Origin of the sequence: Chitinophaga pinensis (assembly GCF_007896845.1) — a bacterium.
GTDB lineage: Bacteria > Bacteroidota > Bacteroidia > Chitinophagales > Chitinophagaceae > Chitinophaga > Chitinophaga pinensis_C.
The window spans coordinates 1-20,391 of record NZ_VOHS01000075.1 but is presented as its reverse complement, the minus strand read 5'-3'; the positions used below and the strand labels follow the sequence as shown (position 1 = coordinate 20,391).

Annotated in this window: 30 protein-coding genes; 15 read left to right on the top strand and 15 right to left on the bottom strand. The window is 45.5% G+C overall.

Features of this window, described 5'->3' with window-relative positions; all coding sequences use genetic code 11:
- Nucleotides 1–526: 526 nt before the first annotated feature.
- Nucleotides 527–757, top strand: a complete 231-nt coding sequence (locus tag FEF09_RS28950) for a hypothetical protein (RefSeq protein WP_146308308.1) — start codon at nucleotides 527–529, stop codon at nucleotides 755–757.
- Between the two features lie 31 nt (nucleotides 758–788).
- Nucleotides 789–1,232 (top strand): hypothetical protein, encoded by a 444-nt coding sequence (locus FEF09_RS31175; protein WP_222597246.1) that lies wholly within the window; start codon nucleotides 789–791, stop codon nucleotides 1,230–1,232.
- A 273-nt stretch (nucleotides 1,233–1,505) separates the two neighbouring features.
- Here FEF09_RS31175 and FEF09_RS34055 read toward each other — a convergent pair whose 3' ends face one another.
- The 10 genes from FEF09_RS34055 to FEF09_RS32300 all read right to left on the bottom strand — a co-directional run bounded on the left by FEF09_RS34055 (nucleotide 1,506) and on the right by FEF09_RS32300 (nucleotide 10,351).
- Nucleotides 1,506–1,967 (bottom strand): sterol desaturase family protein, encoded by a 462-nt coding sequence (locus FEF09_RS34055; RefSeq protein ID WP_261387886.1) that lies wholly within the window; start codon nucleotides 1,965–1,967, stop codon nucleotides 1,506–1,508.
- Between the two features lie 240 nt (nucleotides 1,968–2,207).
- Complete coding sequence (locus FEF09_RS31170) at nucleotides 2,208–2,366, bottom strand: hypothetical protein (protein WP_186774603.1); 159 nt, start codon at nucleotides 2,364–2,366, stop codon at nucleotides 2,208–2,210.
- Between the two features lie 69 nt (nucleotides 2,367–2,435).
- Nucleotides 2,436–4,007 carry a sulfatase-like hydrolase/transferase gene (locus FEF09_RS28935; protein WP_261387885.1) on the bottom strand — a complete coding sequence of 524 codons (1,572 nt, stop codon included), beginning with the start codon at nucleotides 4,005–4,007 and terminating at the stop codon, nucleotides 2,436–2,438.
- Entirely contained in the window at nucleotides 3,914–4,342 is a 429-nt protein-coding gene (locus FEF09_RS34050; protein WP_261387884.1) for a sulfatase-like hydrolase/transferase, read from the bottom strand. Before FEF09_RS34050 ends, FEF09_RS28935 begins: the two co-directional genes overlap by 94 nt.
- A gap of 29 nt (nucleotides 4,343–4,371) precedes the next feature.
- Complete coding sequence (locus FEF09_RS28930; RefSeq protein WP_261387883.1) at nucleotides 4,372–5,475, bottom strand: RagB/SusD family nutrient uptake outer membrane protein; 1,104 nt, start codon at nucleotides 5,473–5,475, stop codon at nucleotides 4,372–4,374.
- The gene (locus FEF09_RS34045; protein WP_261387882.1) at nucleotides 5,447–5,830 is read right to left on the bottom strand and encodes a hypothetical protein; all 384 of its coding nucleotides are present in this window, start codon (nucleotides 5,828–5,830) and stop codon (nucleotides 5,447–5,449) included. The genes FEF09_RS28930 and FEF09_RS34045 overlap by 29 nt, the downstream gene beginning before the upstream one ends.
- A 28-nt stretch (nucleotides 5,831–5,858) precedes the next feature.
- Entirely contained in the window at nucleotides 5,859–6,431 is a 573-nt protein-coding gene (locus tag FEF09_RS34040) for a hypothetical protein (RefSeq protein WP_261387881.1), read from the bottom strand.
- The gene (locus FEF09_RS28925; RefSeq protein WP_261387880.1) at nucleotides 6,341–8,977 is read right to left on the bottom strand and encodes a SusC/RagA family TonB-linked outer membrane protein; all 2,637 of its coding nucleotides are present in this window, start codon (nucleotides 8,975–8,977) and stop codon (nucleotides 6,341–6,343) included. The genes FEF09_RS34040 and FEF09_RS28925 overlap by 91 nt, the downstream gene beginning before the upstream one ends.
- 499 nt (nucleotides 8,978–9,476) lie before the next feature.
- Complete coding sequence (locus FEF09_RS28920; protein WP_222597245.1) at nucleotides 9,477–10,133, bottom strand: helix-turn-helix domain-containing protein; 657 nt, start codon at nucleotides 10,131–10,133, stop codon at nucleotides 9,477–9,479.
- A gap of 11 nt (nucleotides 10,134–10,144) precedes the next feature.
- Nucleotides 10,145–10,351, bottom strand: a complete 207-nt coding sequence (locus FEF09_RS32300) for a hypothetical protein (protein ID WP_222597244.1) — start codon at nucleotides 10,349–10,351, stop codon at nucleotides 10,145–10,147.
- Nucleotides 10,352–10,514: 163 nt separating this feature from the next.
- On the opposite strand from FEF09_RS32300, the gene FEF09_RS28915 reads away from it, so the two are divergent.
- The 13 genes from FEF09_RS28915 (at nucleotide 10,515) to FEF09_RS31155 (ending at nucleotide 18,805) form a co-directional block, all read left to right on the top strand.
- Nucleotides 10,515–11,723 (top strand): multidrug effflux MFS transporter, encoded by a 1,209-nt coding sequence (locus FEF09_RS28915; protein WP_146308307.1) that lies wholly within the window; start codon nucleotides 10,515–10,517, stop codon nucleotides 11,721–11,723.
- Nucleotides 11,724–11,786: 63 nt separating this feature from the next.
- Nucleotides 11,787–12,368 carry a hypothetical protein gene (locus tag FEF09_RS28910; RefSeq protein ID WP_146308306.1) on the top strand — a complete coding sequence of 194 codons (582 nt, stop codon included), beginning with the start codon at nucleotides 11,787–11,789 and terminating at the stop codon, nucleotides 12,366–12,368.
- 464 nt (nucleotides 12,369–12,832) lie between these two features.
- Nucleotides 12,833–13,537: an ABC transporter ATP-binding protein gene (locus tag FEF09_RS28905; protein WP_146308305.1), complete on the top strand. Its 705-nt coding sequence runs from the start codon at nucleotides 12,833–12,835 to the stop codon at nucleotides 13,535–13,537.
- Nucleotides 13,538–13,559: 22 nt separating this feature from the next.
- Nucleotides 13,560–14,984, top strand: coding sequence for a DUF3526 domain-containing protein (locus FEF09_RS28900; protein ID WP_146308304.1), 1,425 nt, complete (start codon nucleotides 13,560–13,562; stop codon nucleotides 14,982–14,984).
- The gene (locus tag FEF09_RS28895; protein ID WP_146308303.1) at nucleotides 14,968–15,414 is read left to right on the top strand and encodes a hypothetical protein; all 447 of its coding nucleotides are present in this window, start codon (nucleotides 14,968–14,970) and stop codon (nucleotides 15,412–15,414) included. The genes FEF09_RS28900 and FEF09_RS28895 overlap by 17 nt, the downstream gene beginning before the upstream one ends.
- Nucleotides 15,415–15,464: 50 nt before the next feature.
- The gene (locus tag FEF09_RS28890) at nucleotides 15,465–15,758 is read left to right on the top strand and encodes a hypothetical protein (protein ID WP_146308302.1); all 294 of its coding nucleotides are present in this window, start codon (nucleotides 15,465–15,467) and stop codon (nucleotides 15,756–15,758) included.
- Between the two features lie 5 nt (nucleotides 15,759–15,763).
- On the top strand, nucleotides 15,764–16,366 hold the full coding sequence (locus tag FEF09_RS28885; protein WP_146308301.1) for a DUF3526 domain-containing protein: 603 nt from the start codon (nucleotides 15,764–15,766) through the stop codon (nucleotides 16,364–16,366).
- A 200-nt stretch (nucleotides 16,367–16,566) separates the two neighbouring features.
- Nucleotides 16,567–16,761 (top strand): hypothetical protein, encoded by a 195-nt coding sequence (locus FEF09_RS28880; protein ID WP_146308300.1) that lies wholly within the window; start codon nucleotides 16,567–16,569, stop codon nucleotides 16,759–16,761.
- Nucleotides 16,761–17,417 (top strand): TonB-dependent receptor plug domain-containing protein, encoded by a 657-nt coding sequence (locus FEF09_RS28875; RefSeq protein WP_146308299.1) that lies wholly within the window; start codon nucleotides 16,761–16,763, stop codon nucleotides 17,415–17,417. Before FEF09_RS28880 ends, FEF09_RS28875 begins: the two co-directional genes overlap by 1 nt.
- A gap of 60 nt (nucleotides 17,418–17,477) precedes the next feature.
- Nucleotides 17,478–17,648: a hypothetical protein gene (locus FEF09_RS31165; protein ID WP_186774602.1), complete on the top strand. Its 171-nt coding sequence runs from the start codon at nucleotides 17,478–17,480 to the stop codon at nucleotides 17,646–17,648.
- A 161-nt stretch (nucleotides 17,649–17,809) separates the two neighbouring features.
- Nucleotides 17,810–17,998: a hypothetical protein gene (locus FEF09_RS28870; protein WP_146308298.1), complete on the top strand. Its 189-nt coding sequence runs from the start codon at nucleotides 17,810–17,812 to the stop codon at nucleotides 17,996–17,998.
- A gap of 83 nt (nucleotides 17,999–18,081) precedes the next feature.
- Nucleotides 18,082–18,234 carry a hypothetical protein gene (locus FEF09_RS31160; RefSeq protein WP_186774601.1) on the top strand — a complete coding sequence of 51 codons (153 nt, stop codon included), beginning with the start codon at nucleotides 18,082–18,084 and terminating at the stop codon, nucleotides 18,232–18,234.
- A 424-nt stretch (nucleotides 18,235–18,658) separates the two neighbouring features.
- Nucleotides 18,659–18,805, top strand: a complete 147-nt coding sequence (locus FEF09_RS31155; protein ID WP_186774600.1) for a hypothetical protein — start codon at nucleotides 18,659–18,661, stop codon at nucleotides 18,803–18,805.
- 189 nt (nucleotides 18,806–18,994) lie between these two features.
- Here FEF09_RS31155 and FEF09_RS28865 read toward each other — a convergent pair whose 3' ends face one another.
- The 5 genes from FEF09_RS28865 to FEF09_RS32295 form a co-directional block, all read right to left on the bottom strand.
- The gene (locus FEF09_RS28865) at nucleotides 18,995–19,240 is read right to left on the bottom strand and encodes a hypothetical protein (protein ID WP_146308297.1); all 246 of its coding nucleotides are present in this window, start codon (nucleotides 19,238–19,240) and stop codon (nucleotides 18,995–18,997) included.
- A 30-nt stretch (nucleotides 19,241–19,270) separates the two neighbouring features.
- Nucleotides 19,271–19,477 (bottom strand): hypothetical protein, encoded by a 207-nt coding sequence (locus FEF09_RS28860; protein ID WP_146308296.1) that lies wholly within the window; start codon nucleotides 19,475–19,477, stop codon nucleotides 19,271–19,273.
- 43 nt (nucleotides 19,478–19,520) lie between these two features.
- Nucleotides 19,521–19,811 carry a hypothetical protein gene (locus tag FEF09_RS28855; protein ID WP_146308295.1) on the bottom strand — a complete coding sequence of 97 codons (291 nt, stop codon included), beginning with the start codon at nucleotides 19,809–19,811 and terminating at the stop codon, nucleotides 19,521–19,523.
- Nucleotides 19,812–19,978: 167 nt separating this feature from the next.
- Nucleotides 19,979–20,191 (bottom strand): hypothetical protein, encoded by a 213-nt coding sequence (locus FEF09_RS28850; protein ID WP_146308294.1) that lies wholly within the window; start codon nucleotides 20,189–20,191, stop codon nucleotides 19,979–19,981.
- On the bottom strand, nucleotides 20,185–20,391 hold a 207-nt coding region (locus tag FEF09_RS32295; RefSeq protein ID WP_222597242.1), incomplete at its 5' end, for a hypothetical protein. The genes FEF09_RS32295 and FEF09_RS28850, both read right to left, overlap by 7 nt.

The window sequence follows — 20,391 nt, the reverse complement described above, 5'->3', positions numbered from 1 at the left end:
CCTGACACACACGCAGTCTTACTGGATAGATTTCTGTAAGAATACCCTCGGACAGGACATTCACCACTACCCCTCACTGGGTGGTACCAGGAGACTATAAACACCTCCACTGGTATAAGACCACCAAACGATTATACCACCAGACTTTGGAACAGCAGCTCCGGAAGATGTATGGCCAACGCCGAAAGAATTTGTTCCGGTACCGGATGATCCTATCATCAGATGGACCCCGGCGTTGATAGGCTGGTTTATTGCCTTGTGCGCGCTGCCATTTATCTTCTCCGGACTAATATTCGGCAAGTTCTCTCCATTCGATCTGAAAGGTCCCAATTCCTCGTATTCTTCTTTGTATATGCCAGCTGCTTGCTGACCGTCCTTTGCATCTATCTCGAAAAAAGTAAACACAGGCGGTCGATGTCCTGAAAAAAGTACTTCCGGATGATATATCCCCTTTCCAGATAGCAGCATTCGTGTATGGGAGAGCCAGAGCGGTACAAACCGGTATTGTAGATCTTGTTAAACGTGGATGCTTGTTCCGGAAGGTGATCACGGATTCGTTTTAAACAAGCGAGGTTATACACCACGGTTAAACGAACAGAATCCATTAATACCCGGTTTTGAAGCAGAAAACGATGACGCAGATGTCATCTACAATGAAATATCCTCCCGCTGGTACAATGCAGATGAAGTCCGCCATTCCTTAATGGTTGCACTGGACAAATTTGGTGCACAACACCGCCGCTCATCAGCATTATAAACGTCGCCTTATATGGCATGGCAGTAATAGAATGCTACAGGGTTTAATAAACGGAAAATCTGTAGGATACCTTGTTCTTGAAATCGGGGTGCTATTCATTATCAACAAACTGGTGGTCGCCGCAGGACGGAGAGACGTCGCCATGTACAAAGCTGCGAAAGACATTTTCCTTGCTAAGTCCGGCGAAAACCCGGATAGAACGGCAAACATTGTACCCGAATTCGCTATGAATGGATTATCTGCTGTAAACGGTTTCGCAGAAATCGGATTTCTCACCGCCATGTTTGCAGCATATTCCAGTACTACATTCAGGAATGGATTCGGTGAGCCTACAAACAAAGATTGGGGTGGGGCATCCGGTTGCAGTAGTGGTGGTTCCGGTTGTAGTAGCAGTAGTTGCAGCAGTGGAGGAAGCAGCTGCGGAGGAAGTAGTTGTGGTGGCGGATGCGGTGGTTGCGGCGGAGGTGGTGACTAAATAAAGACCTCCCGGCAATCACTTTGCCAGGAAGTCTTTATCTCCTTATCTTTTACTTCGATACCTCTACATTATCTCCTACCAGGCCCATGCAGGGATAACTCACTACCCTCCCGTTTCGACTTAAAAATCGGCCACAGGAATTGTGAGTACCACTCTTCTTCTTTATAATGTTTAATACCATAGCCACTGGGATATTGTCTTGTAATGATCCCTGTACCAAATATAATATCCCATATAAAGAACATGTTCCCAAAATTACCTTTATAATACCTACGCCGTCATCACTCGTGTCCGCATGAGTGCATGATGCGTAGCCGGCGTGGATATCAGCCGCTCCATCACCCAGCCTATCGGTTTCAGCCACTTCACCGTATAAAAAGGCTTATCCCATTTTATACTGGAATGTGCTGCTGTAGTGATCAGCGATTTCACGCCGGTCACAAATAACACCGGATATCCCAATCCGAGATATACCAGGGTTGTGGTCAGGTATATCTGCGAAAAGAAGATGGTATAAATAATATTCTGACGGCTGGCCATTGCCATACCCATATAAGGTGCCGAATGATGCGTACGATGGAAGCGCCACAACCAGGGTACCTGATGATGTAAACGATGATACCAGTATTGTGTCAGGTCATCCGCTACCGCAATAATAGCGAAGCCCCACCAGAAAGGCACCCATGCAAAAGCGCCTTTTGCGCCCGGCAACAACTTCGGTAATAATAACAACCCACATAAGCTACAAAGGGTCTTACGACTATCTTAGGCACAACAAAGCAGACAATATCCAATACACGCTCATTACGCGTCCAGCGCTGCTCATACAGCCCAAAAGAAAATTCAGCAATACCCACGATCAACATGATCACTGGTAGGCCCCAGGTGCTCAGATGTGTGAAGATGGATTCAATATAGTGTAACATAACATCGTTGTTTTAAGTGCCTCAACGGCATGGTTAAATACAATTCTTACCTGCTTACCTTCGTTGTTGCTGTCTGCTGTTGCCATGGCCGTTGTCCCGAGATCTTAAACGACAGCAACATCAGCAATACCGGCAACGCAAACAGAAAGATGCTGATCAGTGCATCTCTGGTGATTTTGTTTCGGGTGACTTTATCCAGTTTCATAAAAATCTGTTTAAGCAAAAAACCAGTGTTGTATCAGCCATAATACACCACCAATTACAAATAAGGGTATCAGAAAACGATAATACCTACAATGATCTTCTTAATCAATAACAGTATATCCTGTACAATCATAACTTTATCATTTAACAGCGGCACTGAATGCCTTCTTGAATTAATCAGTCTTGCGCGGAATACATCTTCCCAATCAATAAACGGATAGATATTGTACTTCTTCGCATTGGCTTCAAACAATCGTTTCAGCTCCGCCAGTTTCTCCGGATACTTATCTGCCAGATTTACCTGTTCATTAAAATCTTCATTCAGATTATACAGCTCCCATACGTCTTTATCAAAGTCCTTTGCAGGTACCTGCTTAACACTACCGGCAAAATCATTCAGTTCCGGCATGTTGGGATGATGTGCTGCTCCGGCCTTCCATCCGTCTTTATAGATCGCGCGGGAACCGAATATGTAGTAGTATTGCTCTGTATGACGGGAAGGTGCACCGGCATTCTCAAAGGAATACACGAGTGAAGTGCCATGCAGACTATCCTGCTTAACTCCTTTAATCTCCTGTGGAACTGGTATTTTCAGGAATTCCAGTGTCGTTGGCAGCAGATCTGACACATACCCATATTGCGTACGGATCCCTTTTTCTTTGATGCCTTTGGGATAAAAGACAATCAGCGGATTACGTGTACCTCCCTCAGCATTAGCATCCTGTTTCCAGTATTTAAACGGCGTATTGGAAGCCTGTGCCCATCCTAAGGGGTAGTTAGCGTCAGAAGCAGGTGTACCGATCTCACTGATATGCGCCTCATTAAACAATCTGGCTGAATCGCGGGTCAGCCCTTTGTTTCTTCTTGGTGTATAAGCCTTTGAGACGGTTCCTTCCTGTGTGCCTTCTTTACTGCCACCATTATCTCCCAGCACCACAAAAATGAGTGTGTTATCCAGCTGGTTGATAGAACGCAGGTAATTAATCACGCGGCTCACCTCATAATCTGTATAGGTCAGGTACCCCGCATATACCTCCATAAAGCGGGCATACAACTTCTGCTGATCCGGTTGCAGGCTATTCCATGCCTGTATATCTCCATTTCGTTCGGGTAATTTTGCATTCGCAGGAATAATTCCTTGTTTCTGCTGATTAGCAAATACCTGTTCCCTGAAAACATCCCATCCTTTATCAAATTTCCCTTTATAACGATCGCTCCATTCCGGTGTCACCTGATGAGGTGCATGTGTGGCGCCGGGCGCATAATACAGGAAGAATGGTTTATCCGGCGCCGCTTTCTTCTGACGGGCGATATAACTGATTGCCTTATCTGTGATCTGCTCACTCAGGTGCCTGCCGTCAGGCCTGATATTCACATTGTCTTCCACCAGCGCAGGTTTATACTGGTCTGTCTCGGATCCAAGGAAACCAAAGAAGTGTTCGAATCCCTTGCCGGAAGGCCAACGGTCGAATGGTCCTGCGTCTGAGGTATCTTCATCGGGTGTCAGCCCATATTTACCCACCGCAAAAGTGTTGTACCCATTCTCTTTCAGGATCTCTGCAATAGTCCCTGAACTGGACGGGATGCGACCATCATAACCGGGGAAACCCGCAGAAGAGAAGTAATGCGCAAATCCGCCCATATGTACTGCATGGTGTTCCGGCCGGTCATTAAAGCCGCTCTGGTAGGCGCACAGATCGCTGCTGTATGGAAATTGGTATAACGCAGGCCATTATTCGCCAGACTATCAAATGTCGGTGTACTGATTACACCGCCAAATGTGCTGGTAGCCCCGAATCCTACATCATCCAGCAGTATCCAGATCACATTCGGTGATCCCGCGGGTGGTTTAACCGGTGCCGGCCACCATTCTTTTGATTCTGCCAGCGTACGGCCTACCGTACCCTGATAAGGTTGCTGGGCCTTCAGTGCAAGCCCGCTTACAAGTATCACTGTGCTTAAAGTGAGGAATTTCATGTCGTGTAATTATATTTATGTTGTTGTGATTACCATCCAGGGTTATTGGTCAGTTCATTATTGATATCTATCTCAGCCTGCGGTATAGGATAAAGCGTATCCTTTAATGCAGCGCCCGTCTTTGCCGGTAACTTTTTCAATGCATCATACAGATAACTGCCTCCTCTTCTCGACAGATCAAACCAGCGGTTACCCTCCTGTATAAACTCTTTCCTTCTTTCGAGGAAGACAGAATCACGAAAATCAGCCTGATTCAGCCCTTGTGTGAGCTCACCGACATTCGCCCTTGCTCTCACCGTATTGATAGCCGTATAAGCCTCCGCAGTAGGGTTACCTGCGATTTCATTCAACACCTCCGCTTTCAGCAACAGGATATCCGCATACCGGATCACCGGATAATTAATACCACTCTGCGCCTGATTGGTCAATGGTGTGATGGAATAGTCTATGAATTTGGCAAAACGGGCCGGACTGAAGGTGACATAGTTACCTGTAGCGGCATTATAAATACGGGTGAGAAAGGTTACATCCCTTCTTGTGTCTGTTGCTGAAAATAATTGGAAGAGGCTTGTATCAGCTGGCTGATCTCCGGGATAAACAGCCGTATTAAATGAAGAGAAATTACTGCTGCTTAATGACTGGGAACTATTCTTCGCACCCAGGTTTGTCCCGAACTGTACAGAGAAAATATGCTCCTTCCCGTTTTTCGTTGCCTGTTGAAACGCATCCGCATACTTCTCAAATAAGGCATACCCATATCCTCCGTTTATCACTTCATTAATCTCTGTCAATGCCTTACTCCATTCCCTGCGGTTCACGTAAACCTTCGCCATCAGTGCATGCGCAGCGCCACTGGTAGCCCTGCCGATATCAGCGCCTGTATAGGTCTTTGGCAAAAGCGTTGCCGCTGTCAGATCTCTGATGATCTGTGCATATAGACTGTCTTTGGGTGCCCGCTTAATTTTCTGGGCTTTTACATCGATACTGGTAGGATCATGTAGTATCAATGGTGCATCCCCCCAGAGACGTACAATATTGAAATAAAGCAACGCCCTCAGAAACTTCGCTTCTCTTACCAGTCGCGCCCTCAATGTTGTATCAAAATCAATGTTGGGAATTGTCAATAGCCACATTCGCCCTGCTTATACCGAAGTAATGCTGTTGCCAGTTCTTCTTCACCCGGTCGTTGGAGGACACATAAGTAGCCGTACCCAGTGCGCGTACATCCGGATTTGTATTTGACGGACTGAATATCTGATCATCACTGCCATTGCCGGTCAGGAGATTCAGGTTTCTTCCGTATATAGGAAAATCTCCGGCTGCATCCGTATTAGTCGTACTGTATATTGCAGATACAGCAGCAATGGCGTCCGCCTTCGTTTTGTAGAACTGCGTAGCAGTGATCAGGGAGGATGGCGATTCATCCAGCTTATTGCAGGACACGCCGATAATACCTGTTAAGAGTAATATAATCGCTAATCTTTTCATTGTGTTATTTTGTAAGGAAACAGGATTATCAGAAAGTAAGACCCAATCCCACGAGATAGCTTTTAGATGCCGGATAAGCGCCATAATCAATCCCCTGTTTTGTATTGTCATTGTCAAAGAAGTTCACTTCAGGATCCAGACCGCTGTAATCTGTCCACGTCAGGATATTCTGCGCCGTTACATAAATGCGTAACTGACTCACATGAATGCTCTCCAATAACGCTTTTGGCAGATTATAACCGAGGGAAAGATTTTTTAATTTTACAAAGGAGCCCGACTCTATATATCTGTCTGTTACCTGTGCTACCGGCGCGTTTGTCGCTCTGGCCACTTTTCCGTCGGGATTACTTTCACTATAGCGGTCCAGCAAAGTGGCAGAGGCATTCAGTGACAACGTTGGTATCTCCAGCTTCTGCTGCAGGAAGTTGAATATCTTATTACCATAACTTCCCTGGAAAACGAAAGAAAGATCAAATGCTTTATAATTGAGGGTATTGGTAAAGCCAAAGGTCAGTTTAGGTTGTGCACTGCCAAGATTATGCTTGTCTGCAGTAGTAATAACACCATCACCATTAGTGTCTGCATACTTCGTATCGCCCACCTGCTGCGACACCCCGGATAATACCGGAATACCTTTACAAGATCTTCTTTGGTAATCAGACCATTCGTATTATATCCCCAGAAAGTACCTACCGGCAGCCCCACCTTTACAATCACAGGAGACACATATCCTGTTGGTGCCAATGGAAAATAGTAGTCTGTACCATCACCCAGTCTCAGGACCTTGTTCCTATTGGCACCAAGTACCAAAGTGGACTTCCAGCTGAAGTCTGCACGCTTAATATTATCTGAAGAAATACTTAGTTCAATTCCTTTGTTCTCTACACTGCCCACATTCTGTAACACACTGGAATAACCTGTATATAGCGGGAATGGTACATTCAACAGCAGGTCTGTCGTCTTCTTGTAATAAGCATCTACAGATACATTCACTCTTTTATGCAGGATACCAAAGTCTAATCCGGCGTTATATTGTGTAGTTGTCTCCCATTTCAGATCCGGGTTTTCTATCTGTACAGGCGCAATACCTGTTACCAGTGCTCCATTGAAATAGTAATTGGTAGGAGACAATGCTGCCAGTGAACTATAAGGTGGAACTTCCGAGTTACCTGTCCGGCCTGCAGACAGTCTCACTTTCAGATCACTCACTGTCGGTTCCCAGCGCTGTGCAAATGTTTCTTTGCTGGCATTCCACGACAAACCTATGGAAGGGAAATAACCCCAGCGATTGTTTCTTCCAAGTCTCGAAGAACCATCCGAACGAAGGGAAAGCGTCACATTATACTTATGCTGATAAGAATAATTCACCCTTGCGAGATAGGAGTTCAGCGACGACTCATGTCCATCAGAAACGGATAATACAGGGGTACTTGCGAAGTTCAGGTTATTGAATGAGGTCAGATCATTCGGAAACTTCTGTGCACTCGCTACCGCTGACTCATCTTTCTGATGTTGCATGGTATACCCTGCCAGCACGTTCAGGAAATGTTCTTCATTGAATGCATGATCATAAGTCAGTGTATTCTCATTGATCCAGGTGGTGGCACTCAGATTACCCACAGATGCATATCCTCCCGCAGCATAACCACTGGCACTGCCTCCCGGTGAACCCGCATAACTGGGTGAATAATAGTTCTGCTTTGTATTGATCAGGTCTGCCCCGCCTGTGACCTTCAGGGTCAGCTCCCTGAATATTTTATATTCCAATGAAGTATTTGCCAATATCCTTCTCAGGTAAGTTTTATTGATGGTAGATTGAAAATCCTGTATGGGATTAGTCGGATTCGCAGAATAGGGGCTGTTGATATTATAAGAACCATCTTCATTCCAGATCTTTGCTACCGGCGATACCTGCAACAGATTAGCAAAAGCCGTGCTCTGGAAATTCAGGCTGTTGTAGCCGTTACCAAACAGTTTGTCTTCTATCGACTGACTGCCAAATATATTGGTAGCGATCTTCAGTTTATCACCAACGGAACGTTCATAGTTGACACGTCCGGAATAGCGTTTAAAACCTGTATTGACAATAATACCTCCCTGATCAAAATAGTTGGCAGAGATGAGGTATCTCGACTTCTCATCACCACCGGAGAAAGACAGTTCATGATTCTGCAGGGCTTTTTTACGCAACGCCGCGGACTGCCAGTCGGAGCCTTCACCAAGTGCGGCCAGTTGCTCTGCTGTATATGTTTTAGGACTGTTTGTACTGACATTGATATCATTGATCAGCTCACCCCATTGTGAGGCGTTGAGCAGATCCAGTTTCTTTCTTACCTGTTGTGTGCCAACGTAAGTATTATAGCTGATTTCGTCATGCCCCCTGCGGCCTCTTTTTGTGGTAATAATAATGACACCATTGGCGCCACGTGACCCATAGATAGCTGTAGCAGAAGCATCTTTCAACACTTCTACAGAAGCGATATCGCTTGGGTTGATAGTAGATAATGCATTAACCCCTGTACCATTGGACGCGCCTGTATTGGCGTAATCGTTATTATTATAAATAATAAATCCGTCTATGACATATAAAGGTGCATTCCCGAAACTAATAGAGTTGCCGCCCCTGATACGGATCGTTGCAGTACTTCCCGGTTGTCCGGAACTTTGTGTGACAGCCACCCCCGGTACACTACCCTGCAACAGATTATCAAACGCAGCGGCTGGCTGTGCCAGCAGTACTTTAGATACACTGGCTACAGAACCGGTGATATCACTTTTACGTTGCGTACCATATCCTACAACAACCACCTCATTCAACTGACTCTCCGTTTCCTGCAATACAATCTGCAGGGGTGATCTTTCCGCTTTGATTTCCAGCTTTTTATACCCGATGAAGGCCGCTTCAAGGATATAAGGCAGCTTTTGTCCCGTTTTAAAAGAGAAATTTCCTTTGGCATCCGTCAATACCTGATTGGTGGTTCCTTTGATGCGTACCAGTGCGCCAATAATGGGCGTCAGCGTTTTGCTGTCTACGACAGTGCCGGTGAGTGTAGAATTAATTACAGGGTCTGAGACGGTTTGTTGTGCGTATAAGGTTACAGGTGCCATCCCTGAAAGCCAGGTAATGAGCAAGAGAACTTTTTTCATTAAATTTGTGATTAGTGATTAGACAATAAAGTGCCGCTCCGCGATTTTTCGCAGAGAAGTACGCCCAAAGCATTTGTTTAGTCGGGCCTGTGCTGTTCCCGCAGTACAGGCCAACTTTTTTATACTATCGCGGGATGCCGCGGATCTTTACAAGGATTTCTGCTGACGACATAAGTTAGTGTTTATGGTAAGGCATCTCCTTCCACAGGAAATACGATTGTTCAATGATTAGTCTGATAAGCGGGTAAGATGCAGGCGAAGAATAATGCCAGGTGTAACTTCAATTAACAGCGACAACAACAACAGCTGTCAGCTTCGTGACTACAGTTGTTGCTTGTTTGATATCTGGTTGATCCCTTTTGTGTCATTGGTAATAAATTACAGGGGAATACGCTGGTTATGGAACCAAAAATAGAAAGTATTTATTAGTCCACCAAATTAATGTACTAATAATTTATACGCCTACTTGACTTAGTAAATCACTCTGAATAACTATGTGCTACGCATTTCTTTTCTCCCTGAATTCCTTCGGAGAAACACCTGCATGTTTTTTGAAAAACCGGGCGAAGTAATTAGGATATTCAAAGTTGAGCAGATACGCAATTTCAGAAACTGTATAGGAAGTATACGTCAGATACTTCTTTGCTTCTTCCAGCAGATGATCCTGTACAAGCTGACCGGCTGATTTACCAATCACTTCCCGGCATATACGGTTAAGATGGACCGTCGTAATACCTAATTCTTCCGCAAATTGTGCAATCGTATACCGGCCCCCTTCTTCGCGGATGCGTTGCTGAAACTTTCTGAAATAACCCAGTGAATGATTATCGGGTAAAGTATTGATCGTCTGCTGATCCTGCCACAAACGATAAACTGCCAGAAACAATTTCTGCAGACAGATACGCAACATCATCTTCTTCTCCGGCAGGTCACCAAACAATTCCTTATCTACCTCTTTTATGAATGTTAATATATCTTCTGCTGTATAAGGACCATTGAAATCCGTAAAACAACGTATTGTTGTCAACATCGGAGTCAGTATTGCCGAATCAGGAAACAGGGTATCCAACATAGCAGCTGACAAGGTTAATATTCTGCCGCCGGCAACAGTTTCATACCTGAACCCGTGTAGTGCCATAGGAGGTATCAATACCATACAGGGCGGCTTTAGTTCCAGCTGCTTACCTGCCTCAAAAAAGTCAGCTTCCCCTCTTCAAAGAAAAACAGCTGATATATTGACGGATGTATATGGGGTTCAATATTCCAGTCAAATTTCCAGCTCCTCGTACCGAGCAGTTCGGAAAAAATATACCCGGCATCCGGTCTGGCATCCCGGTCGCCATATAGCCCCTCATATTTATCTATGCGCTTCATACTAACCGGTGTTAATGTTTGAAAAATATCCCTTTCTACACAAATATACCCCCTTTTTCAGGGCTTCCCTGTCAGATCATGTTCGGTTTGTATCCAAAATATAAGCAAAAGTCTCCTTGTCCCCCTTTCCAAAGACTCAACTTTGCATTAGTAATCTGACACTATGCAAAAGAAACAACAGACTGTCATTATCCTTATTCTGGGACTGCTTATCGCATTGAGCCCGTTTTCCATAGACATGTACCTGCCGGCTTTCCCGGCTATTGCCTCTTCCCTGAAGACGGATATTGCGCATGTCGGATATTCACTTACCAGCTATTATGCCGGCCTTTGCGCCGGACAACTCATCTATGGTATCCTGATCGATCGTTTTGGCCGTAAAAAGCCCTTATATGGCGGTCTGCTGATATATCTGGCTGCAGCATTAGCCTGCGCCTTTTCATTAAATATTCATATGCTGGTGGCTGTACGCCTGTTGATGGCCCTCGGTGGCTGCGTGGGTATGGTAGCAGCCCGTGCGATCGTAAGAGACCTGTTTCCTCCAAAAGACACCGCCAGCATCTTATCACTACTCGTACTGGTCATGGGCATTGCACCGATCATCGCACCCACTATTGGTGGTATGGTTAATACCATTGCCGGCTGGAGATGGGTATTTGGTGTCATGGCACTGATCGCATGCGGATTACTGATCGCCACCTATACATTATTACCCGAAACTAAAACACCAGATCCGGCAGTTTCGCTCCGTCTTAAAGATGTATTGCCGGAATACCTTTCCGTACTGAAAAACCCGGCTTTCCTTGTGTATACGCTGGCAGGCGGCATCAGTTACGCCGGCCTCTATGCCTATATCGCCGGATCTCCCTTTGTATTTATGACTAAATTCGGTTTCAGCGATACTGCTTATAGCTGGGCATTTGCATTGAATGCCTGCGGATTGATATCCGGTAGTCAGATTAATCGCATGTTGCTACACAAATATGCCAGTACACACATCTCTTTTTATGCCGCTATCATGCTGTTTATAACAGGACTATTATTACTGATCACCACCAGCATGGGTATCGCAGGTGCATCAATGACCCTCTGTTTTACCTTTCTCTTCCTCTTCTGTCTGGGCTTCCTCAATCCCAATACCACGGCGCTGGCCCTCCGTCCCTTTACCATGGCAGCAGGAAGAGCCTCCGCCGTATTGGGATCTATACAGATGATCGCCGGTGTGATCGCCTCATGGACTGTCAATTTCTTTTTTAATGGGACGGCTGTTGTAATGGCTGCTGTGATGTTTGGCTGTACGGTATTGACCCTGTTTTTATTGGTATCTTTTACCCGGCGTATACAGACAAAACAAGATTTACAGACAGCATAGCATTTACAGGAAATACGGCATATTTTCTGTAGTTTAGAATGCGTCTGATCATTCATTTCATCCATGAGAAAAATACTTTATTGCCTTCCTGTCATCTGCCTTTTTGCCTGTTCCCCCAGACTGCAGACACCCGTTTTCACTGCTTCACCTGCTCTTGCTGATACTGCCGTTGTCTCCTGGCATGCCGAACGTCCACTCAGTTGGGAAGACTATAAAGGCAACCCCTCTACGATACGCGAAGCCAATGTAGGCGCCAGAACCTCCTGCCGTTTCGGTATGAAGATCGATACAGTCAATACTCCCGGTAAAGCCAGAGTGATCGTCACCAGCGAATTTATCTGCTATCAGAGCAGTGTAAGAGCGAATCAACAAACACCCTCCCTGCTCGCACACGAACAACTACATTTTGACCTGTGTGAGGCATACGCGAGAAGTTTGCGGAAGACACTTGCCCTTGCCAATCTCACACCTGCTAACGTCACAAGCATCTCCAAAGACGCTTTCCTGCAAACCTATCAGCTCTATAGAGAACAACAGGCATTGTATGACGCAGAAACAGCACACGGTTTAAATCCGGATGCACAGTTACGCTGGAAGCAAAAGATCACCGATGCGCTCAACGGACTAAAAGCCTATCAACAATAGAACACGGCATTCAATAACTACAATAAAATATTTTCTTATTTATTTTTTGCAACATTGTTACATTTGTATATCTTTATGCCATGCGTGAAACCCAAAATACATTTATGCGACAACTGACAGCCTTCCTGTTGCTGTTCGTTCTCATGTATGTACAGGGGTTAAAAACCTTTCATCGCCATGATGTCAGCACCATTAAATACCACGCAGACGCCTCCACTCCTTTTTTCAAAAGCAACCATGAATGCGCGATCTGTGATTACCATCTTTGTAAAGATGCCGTACTGCCCTTAATACCGGCAATACAACAGACGCCATTGTATTATATAGTTGAAGACCTTTGTTACACTGATGACCAGCCGGTCAATCTATCCCATACATCATCTGGTCGGGGTCCCCCAGCCCTTTCTATATAGCTCCCACACACTTTTCTAAGACATCTTTATCACCGTATTTTCCTTCATTTTATGTTGCAAGCTATTGCTCTGACCAAACAATTTGGCCGGCATACAGCGCTGCATGCGCTTGACCTTACCGTACAAAAAGGTGAGATCTTCTGTTTGCTTGGTCCTAATGGCGCAGGTAAAACCACTACTGTAAATTGTTTCCTCGGCTTTATTACACCCACCAGTGGCCGTGCACTGGTTAACGGAATTGATGTGGCACAACAACTGTCACAGGCCAGACAACACATCGCTTATATACCCGAAACCGTAATGCTCTATGCACATATGACAGGACTCGAGAATCTGGTCTTTTTTGATTCTCTGACAGGGAACCATCATACACGGGAACATTATACAACGCTATTAATAAGTGCTGGTCTGCAGGAAAATGCGATCAACAGAAGAGTGAAGACCTATTCCAAAGGAATGCGTCAGAAAGTAGGCATCGCCATCGCTACTGCCAAGCATGCACAAGTGCTGTTGCTTGACGAACCCACCTCAGGCCTCGATCCACATGCCAGTAATGAATTCTCAGATCTGCTGCGCCGTTTTAGTGAAGAAGGAAGAGCTGTACTGATGGCTACCCACGACTTATACCGTGCACGGGAAGTAGCATCCCGGATAGGCATCATGAAAAACGGACGACTTATTACCGAGATGGAAGCCGACACCGTAGATCATTACACGCTTGAAAATATCTACATGGAACACATGCGTACCGTCTGATCAATCATCCATATTTCACAACATGTATCTACTACTCACGACCAAAGAGTGGCTGGGAGGACTGCGTACCTATGCCCTGCCTGCTGTATTACTGTCCTTACTGCTATTGCTCGGTATCGCCTTTGCCGGTACACACAGCCGTTCAGCACAAGTAAAAAAGAACAGGTTAGCGGCAAATGCGCATTTCCGGCAACAATGGGAACAACTCAAAACCGGCGATCCTCATAGTGCAGCACACTTCGGTACCTATATATTTAAACCTGTAATGCTATTGAGCAATTTCGACAGCGGACTTGAACCCGTAACTGGTACCTCCATGCGTATTGAAGCTCATGTACAACATAGCATGGCCGCTCCTGCATTAAGACCAGTTGACATCTATACGCGTTTCGGAGGACTCACCATCGCCAGTATACTGCAATTGTTCTTTCCCCTCTTTATCATTTTCGGCTGCTACGACAGCTATACACAGGAAAAAACAAGTGGTACCTTAGGTCTGCTGCTGATACAGGGGGCTTCGCAAAACATCATCCTGAAAAGTAAAGCCAGATACTATCTGACAGCTGTTAATATTATACTGCTGATTAGCCTGCTGATCTATATGCCTGCATTACTCTTTTCCGGCACTTCATCAACAGATAATACAACCCTTATCTCTATTTTATGCTTAACCGTCGCCTACAGCATTTATTGCAGCATCTTTGTGCTGCTCGCGATTGTGGTATCTGCCATCGCTAAAAACGGCAGACAATCACTGCTTATACTTACAGGCTGCTGGTTGGTATGGAACATTCTTATACCAAGACTGGGTGCAGGTATCGCAGCAGAACTACATCCTCTCCCCTCTCAGTACCAGCAACAGGAAAAGATAGAAAAAGCTATCAAGATGGGGATCAATGGCCATTCTCCCAAAGAAGAAAGACAGCAACAGCTGATCGACGCCACTTTAAAACAATACCATGTTGAGCGTACAGACCAGTTGCCCATCAACTTAAATGCAATTCTTCTGCAAGCATCTGAGGATTATGCCCAAATGGTCTACGATATTTACAACGCAAAAACAGATAGCATTATAAGCATCCAAAACAGGTATAACAACTATCTGGCACTGGCAGATCCCTATCTCGCAATACGGCATTTATCAATGGCATTATGTGGTACCGGTTATATCCAGCAACAACAGCTGGACAATGCCGCCAGACAATACCGCAATGACTTCATACGCCGGCTGAATAACGAACTGGCATACGGCGGAAGCAAAACTGATGATAGCCATTGGAAAGTAAACGCCGCTTTTTATCAGAGTATTCCCCCTTTTCATTATCAGACACCTGCCCTCAGTCAGGTATTGAAAAGCCAATGGGTCATGATCGCGTCTCTTCTATTATGGTTGATCATCAGTATCTGTTTACTACAAATCATTGCACAATATGCAGGTATTGAATAAGAACATTAACAGCTGGAAACAGATCATTTATTTCGAGCTGCAAACACTGCTTCGCACAGGTATACTCCCTGCCCTACTGCTGATCATATTGGCAACAGGAACTGCTGCAGTATTGTTTGGTCATCATATCAGAGTACGACAACTCAATACCCTTGACAGCATCTGGAAAGACTACAGTACACAATATGACAAGCTATATAAAGGTCTTTCTGCAGACACTACTACTCCGGAAGGAAAAGCAGCCTATATATCAGCTTCACACCCTGCCGTAGTGGACTATCGGCTGCATAAAACCGTCATACACCAGCCGGCTGCCTTTTCCGGTCTTTCAATAGGCATGAGCGACATGACCAGATATTATGTACCTGTCACGGTCAAAGAAACGTTCGTCCCTGTAGAAGAAAAATCAACAACCCACTACATCTGCTGACCGGTAATTTTGATGTATCCTTTCTCATCATCTACCTGCTGCCACTTGCGTTGATCTGTACAAGCTACAATCTGCTGGCACAGGAAAAAGAACAGGGTACGCTTCCCCTGCTGATCATTCAGAAAGGCGGCATCGCCGATCTGTTATTGCTACGCCTGCTGATCAGATATGCCATCATCCTCGGCTGCGTACTACTGATCACGCTATTGAGCATACTATTAAACCGGACAGTTTCTCTTGCGGATACACTCAGCTGGTTGGTGATAAGCGCCGCCTATCTCGCAGTATGGACAGGCATTATCTGGCTACTCCTTGCCTTGGATAAGGGACTGCTATCAGCCTGATCATAATGCTTTGCACATGGATGTTCCTGCTGATCGTCCTGCCTGCGTTGTTCAACTTTAGCTTCAGTCGTGCGGATACAGATGAAAACACAGCAACTTATGCATCCCGGCAACGGGAGACCGAATGGGAAACCTGGGACCTGCCCCAAAAGCAGGTACTGGATAGCTTTTATACCCTCTATCCCATCTATCGTAATAGTCACGCTTACGATACCAGTGCTCCCAGTACACGCAGGATGATGGCCTACTATGAACTTGTATCACAGCGTATGCAACGATTTGCTGCACAAACAGCTGCCAGCCGGGCACAGGATATACAACTGATCAGGCAATCATACCGGTACAATCCGGCCATATATACACAGTCACTACTGAACAGTGTCGCGCATACTGATATTGCCGACTACGCATACTTCCAACAACAAACAGCGCTGTTCCGGAAACATTGGAAGTCATTCCTCTACTCCTATCATTTCAATGATAAAAAATTCGGCGCAGATGATTACAGATCACTACCCGTCTATCATCCATCTTATGATCCGGATAGCCGGCAGCAACAGATAAAGGGCATCTGTTACCTGCTGTTGCTAGCTACGGGCTATTACTGACAGGTACAGTTATACTACGAAGCAACCATACAAGACACAGTATTTAAATCAATCATTCAAATTTTCAGGCTGATGAAAAAAACACTACCCATACCTTTTAGTCTATGCTTACTGGTACTGAATGCACAGGCGCAACAAAAGACCGACAGTCTGCGAAAGCAGCACCTGAAGGAAATAGAGATTATGGAAAAAAAAAAAGCATGCGTACAGACAGTATGTCTCCGGTACTCCGGATGGAAGGACGCATGCTGGAAATACCACAGAATATTATCGGTGTTACCGCCGACCTTATACGCGAACAGGGTGGACTGGAATTAAAGGATATGATACGTAATGCCAGCGGTGTCAAAATAGGCTATAACAGTTCTGTTTTCGATGCTTCTGCCACTGTCTGATGCGTGGCTTTTACGCTGAGACATATGTAAACGGTATGCCCCAGCGTAGTACAATGGGGGCGCTGACTGACGATGCCGCCTTTATTGAACGGGTTGACTTTGTCAAAGGACCAGCTGGTTTTCTCATCTCCTCCGGCGATCCGGGTGGCAGTATTAATATCACCACCAAAACACCCCGGCAGCAACGTGTCCGTCAACTGGAACTATCTGGTGGTAGTTTCGGCTTCTTACGGGGATCGCTTGATCTGGGCAGCGCCGTAAAAGAAAAAGGCTTTTCCTATCGCCTGAATGGCGCCTATCAGCAACAACAAAGTTTTCAGGACTTCCTGAAGACAAGAAAATATGTCGCTTCACCGGTTATACAATACAACTTCAGTCGCCGTACATCGCTACTTGCCGAATACAACTTCATCAATATGCAATCAGACGGAGGCAGTAGTATCACAAAAATCGGCACCGAATCCGAAGTACTGAAAGACCGCATTGGCAACAACTACGCTGGTGATCCTAACCTGCCGCAATCAGGTTCAAAATCACAAAGTGTAAGACTGGCGTTTGAACACCGCTTTAATGATCATCTGCGGCTGACGGTACAATCCAAATACACAGTCAACTCGACTACCGTATGGTATCTCATATCAGACAACTACTCCTGATCATTTTGACAGTACCAATATTACCCGCCGTCTGCCTGTAACAATAGTATTACCGGCCGTGTGGCTGCCGTACAGGCCTATATCAGTGGTAACTTCAAAACAGGACAACAGATCACACACAACTTCGTCGCTGGTCTTGATTATAACTACAGCAAACAACTATGCCAACGCATATGGACAATTGCCTTGCTTCGACAGAACGAAGCCGCAATATGGCCTGCATCAGGATAGTGTAAAATGCTGGGCAAGCCCGCACTCATTTTCAGAGAAAACAACTGGACTTCTGCCTTTCTGTATAATACAACCCGTATTCATAGTAACTGGTTTTCAACTACGGCGGACGTTTTACCATCAATACACCGTCACGACAAATCCAAGACAACCGCAAAAGGATGAAACAGCTTTTCTCCCAGATTCGGACTTACCCTCTGCTGAGTAATAACCTTGCTGTTTATGCTTTATACGATCAGTCTTTCATACCGCAGTCAGGTGTAGATGCCATCGGACAACGATTCGATCCCCAACGTGGTAACAGCCTCGAAGCCGGTGCTAAAAAGAATGGTTTCAACATAAACTCATGACCAGCATCGCCGCTTTACAGATCATAAGATAATCTGCTTGTATCTGATCTTGAACATCCGGGCTTCAGAAGACAGATCGTCAGGTGACCAGCACCGGCGCTGAACTCGATATCACCGGCCGCATTTCCAACAGACTGTCGGTATCGGCCAACTATTCCTATACACATGCTATTGTCAGCAAAGACAGCCGCAAGAAAACGAAGGGAATAAACTGGCATTCACTCCTGAACAGGTGATCAACAGCTGGATACAATATGCCATTCCTCTGACAGATGCATCCCGCTTAATCTGAGTCTCGGACATAGTACTGTAACCAAAACAGCTACCTATACGCCAGACTTCGATCTCAAAGGGTATACAAAATTGATGGTGGTATTGCATATACACACGGTAAGTGTATTTGCGTGTCATAGCCGACAATCTGACTAACAAACGTTTATTTCGCCAGTGGAGATATGCTGGTAGGATCCGTCTACGAAGGCGTGAGAACATACTACTACATAGAGGGAGCACCTATCTCATTCAAAGCATTCGCAGGTATCAGACTATAACATTATTGCGCAATAGGGGATATGCCGAAACCCCATAACAGTAGGCATCACACACTTAAATACTATTTTATGAAAGACAATCAGGTAACCCAGATTAAACTGAGCATCGATGATCTCAAAATTGACAGTTTTAACCAGTATCGACAGCGAAATGAACATGCGTCTGGCAGGTGGTCTCGCAGGCCAAAGTCACCCAACGCATACCGTCGCTACAGATGACGAAGGACATCTGTGCACAACCATTATCTGTGCATAATTTGCAGGATATGAAAAGGGGAGATACGATTGTATCTCCCCTTCTATTTTTTAGTGATCATACATTGTCGTAACAAGACCCGCACCTGTGACAAGACAAGCTCCTGCAAAGACATCATTCCAACATCTACCTGCGGATAGATAATGTCCGTTATCAATTGCAGCAAGGACATCTCTGCTGCCAAAGCTCCTAACAAAATAGCAGTGAAATGATTAACAGGAATGTACTCACCCCTTCCACATGTGCAACATGTACATAATAATAGCCGCTGCTATGTTGTTGAGCCCCAACAGCGGCATGATGCCAGGCGCGTTCGGTGGCACATACTGTCAATGCCGGTACTGTCATAAAAATGTGTTGTAGCAGTACACTATCACTTTCCTGCAACAAATAGCCATTCTTCTTTCCAGCAACTGATTGCGTTGGTGATAACACAACCATCCTCTATGAAACTTCCAGACTTCGTCAGACTCCTTTCATAAATAAACAATCCTGATCAGGCATCTTAGCAGCGAACAACCGCTCCAGTTCATTTATATCTTTGGCGAGAACTGCCGCAGGATAAGCCTGTAATGACTTATCATAGTAACGGTTAAACAACTGTTGCCGGACTACCCCATGCCCATATAAGGGGCGATCCTTTGTCTCCATATTGATCAGGGGTGCTATCACCGTATCCTCCTTATAAGGTACAATACATTCACAAACAGATACCCTACGCCTGCCAGTCCTGAAAATAATCCCGGTCGTGTTGCGCATCCTTAATGTAACTATTGTATGTACCATGTGCCTCATAACTGATAGCGGCCAATGCGACCTGTTGCGCTGCCTGCCGCAAAGCCGGTCTTTCAAATACAGCGCCCGCCTGTAATAAAAACATACCCATTCCCGCATAACCACTGCATAAGGTAAAATCTCCACGGTTCAAGGTAGCAGCTTCCTGTAAGCAACGCGTCAATGCCCACTCACATTCAGTAGCAAATGTGCTTCCGTGCTCAATTTCCACGCATACATGCGGGCTAATCCGATACCAGTTGCACCATGTGCCCATGCATTCACGTCACTGATAGCTGCGAAAATCAGCTATCTGCCAGTCCATAATAACCTCTTCCTCTAAGTTGGTGCTTGTTAGTCGCAGGTCCAGCCAGTTCTTCAACTCCGGGTCATAATATTTCATCTCATACTCCCATGCCTGCATTGCCAGATAACGTAGCCCTTCATCCCAAAATAACAGGCAACCTGCAGTAAAGCATGCCCTATTCCGGAGGCGCCATGAGATAGTCCGGTCAGACAGTCATACGACCGCTTCAGATGCCCCCAGCGTAGTCCCTGAGAGGCGATCCTTGCATGTGCTACCAGTTTGTCCGCCAGTTGCCTGATCACCAAACGCAACGATTCATCCTTTGTATAGCATGCAACTGTGTCAGCACAAATAAATTACCTGCATGTCCGCTGATAAAATCATCCTGCACGACCTGCTGTAAAATACCCTCCTGATAATATTCCACCAATACAAGGCCTCTTTCCAGATATCGCCGCTTGCCCGTGGCCTCATACATCTGTATACACAAATACACCAGACTCGT